This is a genomic window from Pseudomonas sp. Pf153, from assembly GCF_001269775.1.
Classification (GTDB): Bacteria; Pseudomonadota; Gammaproteobacteria; order Pseudomonadales; family Pseudomonadaceae; genus Aquipseudomonas; species Aquipseudomonas uvaldensis.
Genome location: NZ_LHVL01000006.1, coordinates 490,015 through 499,398 on the forward strand (window position 1 = coordinate 490,015; position 9,384 = coordinate 499,398).

Sequence of the window (9,384 nt, forward strand, 5' to 3'; positions counted from 1 at the left end):
TGTTAGTGGATTACACAAAACCATTGTGGGAGCGGGCTTGCTCGCGAAGGCGGTGTGTCAGCTGAGAAATTGCTGTCTGACACACCGCTTTCGCGAGCAAGCCCGCTCCCACACTGGAAGTCATCAGCCTTTAGATCCCCTGCGGAATCTCTTCCCCACCCAGCGCCTCGACCAGTGCCGGCAGGAATTCACCGAATGTCAGCATCATCAGCGTGAAGCTGGCATCCAGTTGGCCGAGGGCTTCGTCGCCGCCGTCCTGCTCCGCCTGGTCCTGCAGCAGGTCTTCGAACTTCAGGCGCTTGACCACCATTTTGTCGTCGAGCACGAACGACAGTTTGTCCTGCCAGGCCAGCGACAGTTGGGTTACGACTTTGCCGGTGTTCAGGTGCAGCTGGATTTCGTCGCTGGTCAGGTCCTGGCGCTTGCAGCGCACGATGCCGCCGTCTTCGTGGGTGTCGCGCAGTTCGCATTCGTCCAGCACGAAGAAGTCGTCCGCGGCTTTCTGAGTCTTGACCCAGTCGGTCATGATGGCCGTCGGCGCCGTTTTTACGGTCAGCGGACGCACCGGCAGCGAGCCGATGACTTCACGCAGGGTGGAAAGCAGGTCTTCGGCACGTTTCGGGCTGGCGGAGTTCACCAGGATCAGGCCCTGCTTCGGCGCGATGGCGGCGAAGGTGGACGAGCGCCGGATGAAGGCGCGGGGCAGGAAAGCCTGGATGATCTCATCCTTGAGCTGGTCCCGTTCCTTCTTGTAGACCTTGCGCATCTGTTCGGCTTCGATTTCTTCGACCTTTTCCTTCAAGGCATCGCGTACAACGCTGCCCGGCAGGATGCGCTCTTCCTTGCGAGCGGCGATCAGCAGGAAGTCCTGGCTGACGTGCACCAGCGGTGCGTCTTCGCCTTTGCCGAACGGCGCGACGAAACCGTAAGTGGTCAACTCCTGGCTTGCACAGGGACGCGCCAGTTTGCTGGCCAGTGCAGTTTCCAACGCCTCGGCATCAAAAGGCAGATCTTGGGTCAGGCGATAGATAAGCAGGTTTTTGAACCACATGGGGCGAGTCTCTCCTTTATACAAAGGGGGGCATTATTCTCTTCGTGGCGGCGTAGGCCAACCCTCCGCTAAGCCTTTGGAAGGGCTGAGAAAATTAATTTAAAAAGTGCTTGCCAGCTTCGAGGTCGCTCCGTAGAATGCGCGCCACACCGAAAGCGAAGGGTGATTAGCTCAGCCGGGAGAGCGTCTGCCTTACAAGCAGAATGTCGGCGGTTCGATCCCGTCATCACCCACCATTTCGCTCAAAGTGTTACGCGCAGCGGTAGTTCAGTCGGTTAGAATACCGGCCTGTCACGCCGGGGGTCGCGGGTTCGAGTCCCGTCCGCTGCGCCATATTCAGTTATCTGGAACACTGAACGCCAGGTAACTACCGAAGAGCCCGCTAACGCGGGCTTTTTGCTGTCTGGTGTTTCTGCGCGGTGTATCGAACATTTTTTTCTGATTTTGCTAATTAAATCAGCACGTTACAAAAAATTGTGAGAGAATGCGCCCCGCATCGAAAGTGCAGGGTGATTAGCTCAGCCGGGAGAGCGTCTGCCTTACAAGCAGAATGTCGGCGGTTCGATCCCGTCATCACCCACCACGCTTTCAATGTTTCGCGCAGCGGTAGTTCAGTCGGTTAGAATACCGGCCTGTCACGCCGGGGGTCGCGGGTTCGAGTCCCGTCCGCTGCGCCATATTCGATCATCTGGAACACTGAACGCCAGATCATCTACGAAAAGCCCGCTCATTGAGCGGGCTTTTTGCTGTCAGGTGTCTGGAAATACTTGCGCATTATTGCTCGGCGTTACGGCTGTGACGGTAATCGCTGACCGCCTCATACACCGCCTTGCGCAATCGGTTGATGCCGCCAATGGGACGGTGGGCCTCGATGCCGAACCAGGGATTGAAGGACAGGTTGTCACAGGCCAGGTTCTGCTTGGGGGTGTCGAAGTCCTGGGCGGGGACCTTGATTCGCGCCACCGTTTCGAACGGTGCGTCGCTCTCCTGCCATTCGATACTGGTGTCTTCGATCGGCATGTAGCGGCTCGGATCCTGGCGTTGGACCTGCAAGACGAAACACGCCGGCACCCGGTCTGTGGATAACTGCTGGTTCAACGCGCTGCGCAAAAAGTTGGGCAGGTCCTGGTTCTGCGGCGGCAAGGTGTAATTCGGACAACTGTCCGGATCCGGTGCGACTCGAAACTTGGCGTTGGCCTCACCAAACTTGTAAGGCGATACGGAAAAATACGTGGTCTGGGTCGGGCTGGCCGGCGGCGGCGAGAGGGTCGCCAAAGCGATGAACAGATGGCGGATCTGCCAGCTGCGCGGATCCAGGCTCGGAAAGAATGCCATCGCCTTTTTCCCATCGGCCTGGGCGGCGACGTTCTGACGATACTCGGCGACGTCACTGACGAAGAAGTTCGGGTGATTGAACATCACGAAATCCTGTTCGCCCTGAGACTGCCGTTCTGCCAGCAGTTGTTTACCCGGCACGTTCAACAGCTTGATGGCCATTCCTCGCGCATCCCGCAGGCTGTCGAACTGAGGGTAGGCGTTGCCGTTGGACAGGCGCATCGTTGCCTGCCAGACCTTTCCCGGTTCGGCGAACACACCCTGGCGCAACGGTGCCGGCAGGTTGTCCGGCACCTGGACTTCGGCCATTACGCAGCCGTGGGCCTTGGCATGGGCGTCGCGCAGATAGCGAGTGCCTTCGCGATGCTGATCGACGATGCGAATGGCGGTCTGGATGATGTCCTGCGTCATGGCACTTTCACCGGGCGGGATCTGCTCCTTGTCCGGGACCGGACCACGGTGCTGCCAGGCGAACCAGGCCGTGGCCAGCGCCCAGCCGAGCAGGCCGATGCCCACCAGCCACAAGAGCGTCTTGCCCAGAAAGGCGCCGAGGCGCAGCCAGAGTGTGATCAGCATGGGGCGATCCTTTTACCTGATACATTCATCATCACAGTTGCGACTCCAACGGCCCGCCGAGCACCTTGAGGTATTCCAGCAGCGCCCAGCGCTCCTGCGGTTGCAGCAGACGGCCAATTACGCCGTTGCCTCGCTCACCCGAGCGGAATTCATGGCCGCTGTTGTGGTTGCCGGTGATCCGGGTGTCGAAGACAAAACCATTGGTAAAGGCCTCGGTGCGATAGCCCAGGTGTCGTGGATCGTATTCGAAGCTGCCTTTATAGAAGGTTGTTTCCCGCTCGGCCTGAGGCGAAAGCAATTGGTAGATCGTCGGCACCGAGCCGTTATGCAGGAACGGCGGCGTGGCCCAGACGCCCTCCAGCGGGCGGGCCTTGTAGGCGCGCAGTTCGCGCACGCCGATGGGCAGGCCGAAGCCATCCAGCGCCGGACGTTCCTCGGGCGTAACGCCTGCGTCACGGTACGCCCGGTTTTCGACGAACGCGGTGACATAAGCCAGGCCTTTGGCGACCGAGATCTGGCTCATGTCCAAGGGTTGGGTCGGGGTCGGGTGCAGTTGCACTTCCAGTTTCGCCAGTTCGGCCGGGTCCCATTGCAGACTGGTCAGGTCGAAACGGTGGTCGGCGATGTTGTTGGCGGTCCCCGGGTCGGTGCCGATCACCTTAACGGCAAGCATGTGCAGTTGCTGGACCGGTCTGTCGGGCCCCTGTATCACTTTGGGCACATGGCAACCGGCACAGTTTTCGGCGAACAGTGCCCGGCCTTTGGCCGCCAGGGGCTTATCGATCGGGCCGAGGACGGCTTCGGGCCAGACCGGTGGCTTGAGCAATTGCAGGGTTTCTTCAATGGTGTGCAAGTCGCGCACGCGCACGCTGGAAGGGTATCGTGCGTCGCCCTGCAATGGCTTGCCCTGGGCGTCGAAGAAATTCAGCGTGGCGCCTACCCCCAGCGCTTCGCCGACGTTGCGTGCCATCGGCTGCTGGGCCGAACCGTTCCACTGGACCCAGTCGAACGTCCATATATCCCACAGTTGCGGATAATCCACCGGCGCGTCCGCGACCCGGTAGTTCTTGGCCGAAATGGCATCGCCGAAGCTGGCGTTGGCGATACGGCCGAAGGCGTCGGTTCGGCCGGGACCTTCTTCGGTGGGGTAGAGGCCACGGTGGGTGTCGTTCCATGCCGTGCGCACGAAAATGTCCAGGGAGTCCTTGAAGGCCTCGCGCAGGTCGTCTTTGCGGGCGTCATACTCCGCACCCAATACCTTGCGGGCGAAGCGTTCGAATTTCCAAGGGTTGTAGTAGGTCGACGCCAGACTGGCGACCAGAGCCTGTCCGAAACTGCCACCGCGCAATGTCGGAACACTGGAGGGCAGCACGTGCTGGGCCGAGCCGCCGTCGATCCGTATCGCCTGACCCTTGAAGTGCAATTCACCGGTATGACACGCGGCGCAGGTGATATCCAGAAACTGCTCGGTGCTGCCGGGGTTCTGGTGGCGGGTGAAGCCCACCGGCAGGTTGCCGGGATTCTGCGGCGTGGCCTTTTGCGCCGGATCGACCAGAAAACCGAAGCGCGCCAGGTATTCGGGCGAGGCGAAGCGCTGCTGCGAAAATGGCAGTTCCAGGGCGGTGAACCAGTCGTAGCGCAGGCCTTTGACCTGGGTGCCTTGGGGCGTGAAGTAATAAGTCTGGCGCTCGGCGGCGCTCCATTGATCCAGATAGTGGACCTGTTCCACCGGGGTGTAGAAGGGGAGGCGGGGGTTGGCAACGTAGTAGAGCACTACGGCCACTGCGACAAAAAGCAGCACCAGGATCAACAATAGAATGCGGGAGAGAAGGCGCACGGTAACGTCCTTGTTTTTTTGATAAGCCCTTATGCCTCAGAGCTGCGTGGCCGGCAAGTGGCCATTATCGTGGGATTGCGGGGCGCGGCAATTTGTCTTCATCTGTCCCGAATAACAGAGCCTTAATCCGCCCAGGATTAAATTGCGTTTTCAGACCTGAACTTATCATGGGTTTGTGGCTCACATGCCGGTAGCCATTGGTCGTGGCCGCCTGATAAGCTCGCGGCTTTATTCGATTGCCCTTTAGGCGCATGAACAAGGAAATAGCATGAAACAGCATCGGTTGGCGGCGGCGGTTGCCCTGGTTGGCCTGGTACTCGCAGGTTGCGACTCGCAGACCAGCGTTGAGCTGAAAACCCCGGCGCAGAAAGCTTCCTACGGTATCGGCCTGAACATGGGCAAAAGCCTGGCTCAGGAAGGTATGGATGACCTGGACTCCAAAGCTGTAGCCCAGGGCATCGAAGATGCCGTCGGCAAGAAAGAACAGAAGCTGAAAGACGAAGAGCTGGTCGAAGCCTTCGCCGCGCTGCAGAAGCGTGCCGAAGAGCGCATGGCCAAGATGAGTGAAGGGTCGGCGGCCGCTGGCAAGAAATTCCTCGAAGAAAACGGCAAGAAGTCGGGTGTCACCACCACCGCTTCCGGTCTGCAGTACGAAGTGGTCAAGAAGGCCGACGGCCCACAGCCCAAGCCGACCGACGTGGTGACAGTTCACTACACCGGCAAACTGATCGACGGCAAGGTGTTCGACAGCTCCGTAGAGCGTGGCAGCCCGATCGACCTGCCGGTCAGCGGTGTGATCCCGGGTTGGGTCGAAGGCTTGCAACTGATGCACGTCGGCGAGAAGTACAAGCTGTACATCCCGAGCGACCTGGCCTACGGCGCCCAGAGCCCGAGCCCTGCCATCCCTGCCAATTCGGTCCTGGTGTTTGACCTGGAACTGCTGGCAATCAAGGACCCGACAAAAGAAGACGCAGCCAAGTAATCGCGTCTGCTATAACGACAACGCCTCGCTTATGCGGGGCGTTGTCGCATCCGGGCCTTGGAAAACAGCAAAAAACCGAACGCACACCGCGGGCGGCAGTCATAGGCAATACGGGCGCTGCTCTAGACCCAGCCAGCCCGTCAAGTCAATGAAATATTGGGTTTTTTTATGTGAGTAAAAAACGCCCGATCTGAGCCGGGGCCTTGTGAAACGGGGGCTCTAGCGGTGAAATGCAGCTCTGTTCACAAGGTTATCCACAATTTGTGTGGATAACATTTCAGTGGGAAGAAGAAATGAAGGCACCGTGGAATTTTGCTCGATTTCTGCCTCTGGCGGGGCGGTTGCTGGCCCGAGGTCGGCTGCCGACGCTGTTGTTTGCAGTCGCCAGCAAGGGCGCGCGGGAGGGTAGTCGGTTGGGCAGGCTCAAGGAAGATCTGCGTTTGCTCCAGGCCCTGTGTCTGGCGTATTGGCGGGGCGACTATCGGGCTGTCAGCGCAAAATCCCTGCTTTCCATCGTGGCGGGGCTGATGTATTTCCTCAGTCCACTGGACGCGATTCCAGACCTGTTGCCGATGTTTGGCATGATCGACGATATCGCCGTGCTGGCCTGGATCATGAAGACCCTCGACGATGAGCTCAGCGCCTTCCGTGCCTGGCGTGACCGACAATCACCCGAGAAGCTCGTGCGAGTCGAGAGGCTGCCCGACACGCCGGAACAGCTCCAGCTCGAAGGTCAGAAAAAGTCCTGATCCCGTCCCGTTTCCCTCAGGGATTCATTGCCCCGCGACCTTAGCCGTCATTTAGGATTACACTTCCTAGGAAAAAGGCTGGCTAGTTAAGTGTCGTTGTCCTACGGGGTAGTCATGGATATCCAAATAATTACACGCGACGGAGAGCCCGAATACGCGGTTTTACCGTGGGATCAGTACCAGTCGTTGTTGAAAGCCGCAGGCATCCATCAAGCTCCGCCGCACGAAGCAACAGTCCGTCATGCGGCGGCACCCGGCCAGGTTCTTCCTGGTCTGGATCAATTACGCAGTTTGCGCGAAGGGAAGGGCATCGCCATCGAGGCGTTGGCCCGCACGGTAGGCATCAGCCCGTCTTATCTGGCCTTGATCGAAAGCGGCGAGCGACAGCCCGATGCCGCGATTCGGCGCAGTCTGGCCTGGGAACTGACGGTGCCGGGGTGGAGGGATGAATCGTGAGTGTACGTATCAGTCGGCAGCATTGGGATGGGTTGTTGGGTGAGCTGGACCAGGCGCGCCGCCAGCGCCATTTATTGACGTATCGGGCCTTGCTGGAGCGCTTGCAGTTGCCCAGCCCGGCCATGCAGACACTGACCGCGGCACTTGAGCATCTGGCTGCGCTGGACGCCCGGGCCGAACAGCCGCTGCGCAGTTCGCTGGTGATCAGCCAGGGCGCCAGCCGATTGCCGCGCACCGGTTTTTTTGAATGTGTCGAGCGCCTTGGACGCTTTTCGGGGCCTTCCGATGGTGTGGCCGCTGCCTCATGGCATGCTTCCGAGGTCGTCCGCGTGTTCGAATACGAATACCCCGAGTCGGCGGAGGCCTGAATGTTCTGGCGGATCAAGGCGCGAGCCGGCTACTGGCTGGCGCGTCGACTGTTTCATTGGCCATGGTTCGTTCGGCAGCCACGTGGCTGGGCCTGGCTCGAGGGACAGTTCTCCCGCATGGCCAACCTGGGCGATGTCGGTGCTCAAAGTTTCTATGGTCATATCCTCACGTTTCGTGGCCAAGGGCTGGGCGCTCGAGCGGAAGGCGTTCGCCTGTTGCGACTGGCTGCATTGGCGGGTGATGGCAAGGCGGCCTATCAAGTCGGCGTGCTCAGCATGACCGGGGCCGTCGGCAAGGCACCGGACCCGGTCGAAGCGGCACGCTGGTGGGCCCTGGCGGCAAAAGCCGGACATCCGTTGGCCGAGGACAAGCTCAAGCACCTTGAAGGCCATGACCTCTAGGTCTAACCACAGGTCGGATTGAAGCTGTTTTTCCCCCGGTCGGCTGCTCGTTTGCTCCTTCTGGGGTCATTTAAAGAATTGCCCTACATCCATCGCTTCTTTCCCTGACTTACTTCCCCAGCCACCCCCGGCAAAGTCTCGTCCTTCCTGAGTGTTGCGAGACTTTTGCCCATGTTCGACCGGTTTTTCCTGTGCATCCTTGATCGAGCCAGATCCTGATGGATCAGGTCAGCCGCATCGAGCAGGAGCTCGACAGTTTCAAGGACACACTGTCCGTCTACCGCGAACAGCTAGAGCGCTGGTACAGCCGGGCCGCGGACCGGGCCAGCCAGGCCGCCGACCTGCCTTCGCTGCTGGGCATGGAGCGGGTGATTCGCTTCGGTGACAGCACCACCGTCGTCAGTACTGGCGATGATGACTTTCTTTCCACGGTCGTCCAATGCCCCCTGGGTGGGGTGATGACCCTCGAGAGCAAATTCGAATCGGTGTACGAGATCCCGTTGGGCTACATCGTGGTGGATGTGGTGGCGGTGGACGACGGCAAGGTCACGCCCGTAACCCTGGATGCCCAGGGCCTGGGGACCTTCAAGGGGGAGGCGGGCCGGTTCTATCGGGTGCATGTCCAGGGCGAGGTGGCGCCCGAGCAGATCGCGGATCTGTTTTCTTCCTACGAGGGCCTGACCGGTGAGCTGACGGCGTGGTTGCGCGGCGAGTGGCAGGGGTTCAAGCCGCAATGGGCGCAGCAATCCCTGGCGACTTCGGCGGCCGCGGTGGGCAATGGGTTGCTGGCCGGCAGTTGGGCGGCCATCGAAGGGGTGTGGGACAGCATCGGCTTGCTCTCGGACATCCTCAAGGATCCCGGCGAGTTTGCAGATCGATTGGGTGAGAGTGCCGGCCAGTTGGTAAAGCTGGCGCGGGATGCGCCGCAAATGATGGCCAGGCTGCAACTGCTGGTCAGTGACGAAGCGGCGCTGTGCCTGCTGATGCGCACCGCCAGCCTCTGGCTGGAGATGCTGCCGCCCAGTGAACTTGCGGGCGAAACCGCCGAAGCCCTGTCGACGGTGGCGGTGCAGCTGTTGCTCGACCTGCTGATCGGTTTGGTCCTGACCTTCGCCGGAGCGGGCGCCGGTATCGCTTATCTGTCGATGCGGCTGGCCAAGCATGGTGCGGGTTTGATGAATACCGTGCAGCGCTTCATCGACTCGATCTTCACCGTGATCAACGGTTTCATGGGCTACGTCGACCGCTACAAAACCGTGGCCGCGCGGGGGATCGTGGCCGGCGTGAAGAAAGGCCGGATGCAACTGCGCTGGGACGCCAAACGCAATACCACCTTGAAAAAAGACGAACCCCACAACGACGCCCCAGCCCAATCGAAGAACCCCAACGGCGACAGTGCCGACAGCGCGGCCCTGACCCGCACCGACGGCTGCCCGGTGTCCATGGTCACCGGCGAGGAGCTGCTGACCCTGGAGGACGGCACCCTCGATGGTCGGCTGCCGTTTGTCTTCACCCGCTTGTACCGCACCAGCGCAGTGGAGCTGGACGTGGGCCTGGGACGCGGTTGGAGCCATGCCCTGGCCCATCGCCTGGAGCTTGAGGACGGGCAGGTCATCTGGATCGACCAG

9 protein-coding genes and 4 tRNA genes are annotated in these 9,384 nt (G+C 60.4%); 10 read left to right on the plus strand and 3 right to left on the minus strand.

The features are described 5' to 3' along the window. Nucleotides 1-130 precede the first annotated feature (130 nt). The gene (rdgC, locus tag AD666_RS03040) at nt 131-1,051 is read right to left on the minus strand and encodes a recombination-associated protein RdgC (protein ID WP_053147409.1); all 921 of its coding nucleotides are present in this window, start codon (nt 1,049-1,051) and stop codon (nt 131-133) included. A 160-nt stretch (nt 1,052-1,211) separates the two neighbouring features. Here rdgC and AD666_RS03045 point away from each other — a divergent pair. The 4 genes from AD666_RS03045 (at nt 1,212) to AD666_RS03060 (ending at nt 1,728) form a co-directional block, all read left to right on the plus strand. After that, a tRNA-Val gene (locus AD666_RS03045) sits at nt 1,212-1,287 on the plus strand. A 20-nt stretch (nt 1,288-1,307) separates the two neighbouring features. Then, nucleotides 1,308-1,384, plus strand: a tRNA-Asp gene (locus tag AD666_RS03050). 174 nt (nt 1,385-1,558) lie between these two features. Then, a tRNA-Val gene (locus AD666_RS03055) sits at nt 1,559-1,634 on the plus strand. 17 nt (nt 1,635-1,651) lie between these two features. Continuing rightward, nucleotides 1,652-1,728: transfer RNA gene (locus AD666_RS03060), tRNA-Asp, on the plus strand. 97 nt (nt 1,729-1,825) lie between these two features. On the opposite strand, the gene AD666_RS03065 is transcribed toward AD666_RS03060, so the two are convergent. Further along, nucleotides 1,826-2,962: a catalase family protein gene (locus tag AD666_RS03065; protein ID WP_053147411.1), complete on the minus strand. Its 1,137-nt coding sequence runs from the start codon at nt 2,960-2,962 to the stop codon at nt 1,826-1,828. Between the two features lie 31 nt (nt 2,963-2,993). Then, nucleotides 2,994-4,799, minus strand: coding sequence for a di-heme-cytochrome C peroxidase (locus tag AD666_RS03070; RefSeq protein ID WP_053147414.1), 1,806 nt, complete (start codon nt 4,797-4,799; stop codon nt 2,994-2,996). A 268-nt stretch (nt 4,800-5,067) separates the two neighbouring features. Here AD666_RS03070 and AD666_RS03075 point away from each other — a divergent pair, with 268 nt between their 5' ends. The 6 genes from AD666_RS03075 to AD666_RS03100 form a co-directional block, all read left to right on the plus strand. After that, a complete protein-coding gene (locus AD666_RS03075) occupies nt 5,068-5,781 on the plus strand; it encodes an FKBP-type peptidyl-prolyl cis-trans isomerase (RefSeq protein ID WP_053147416.1) in 714 nt (237 codons plus the stop codon). A gap of 293 nt (nt 5,782-6,074) precedes the next feature. After that, nucleotides 6,075-6,530 carry a YkvA family protein gene (locus tag AD666_RS03080; RefSeq protein WP_053147418.1) on the plus strand — a complete coding sequence of 152 codons (456 nt, stop codon included), beginning with the start codon at nt 6,075-6,077 and terminating at the stop codon, nt 6,528-6,530. 114 nt (nt 6,531-6,644) lie between these two features. Next, on the plus strand, nt 6,645-6,986 hold the full coding sequence (locus tag AD666_RS03085) for a helix-turn-helix domain-containing protein (RefSeq protein ID WP_053147421.1): 342 nt from the start codon (nt 6,645-6,647) through the stop codon (nt 6,984-6,986). Further along, the gene (locus AD666_RS03090; protein WP_003179080.1) at nt 6,983-7,354 is read left to right on the plus strand and encodes a hypothetical protein; all 372 of its coding nucleotides are present in this window, start codon (nt 6,983-6,985) and stop codon (nt 7,352-7,354) included. The genes AD666_RS03085 and AD666_RS03090 overlap by 4 nt, the downstream gene beginning before the upstream one ends. Beyond that, a complete protein-coding gene (locus AD666_RS03095) occupies nt 7,355-7,756 on the plus strand; it encodes a sel1 repeat family protein (protein ID WP_053147423.1) in 402 nt (133 codons plus the stop codon). 218 nt (nt 7,757-7,974) lie between these two features. Next, nucleotides 7,975-9,384: DUF6531 domain-containing protein (locus tag AD666_RS03100; protein WP_256222432.1), on the plus strand; the 1,410-nt coding region annotated here is incomplete at its 3' end.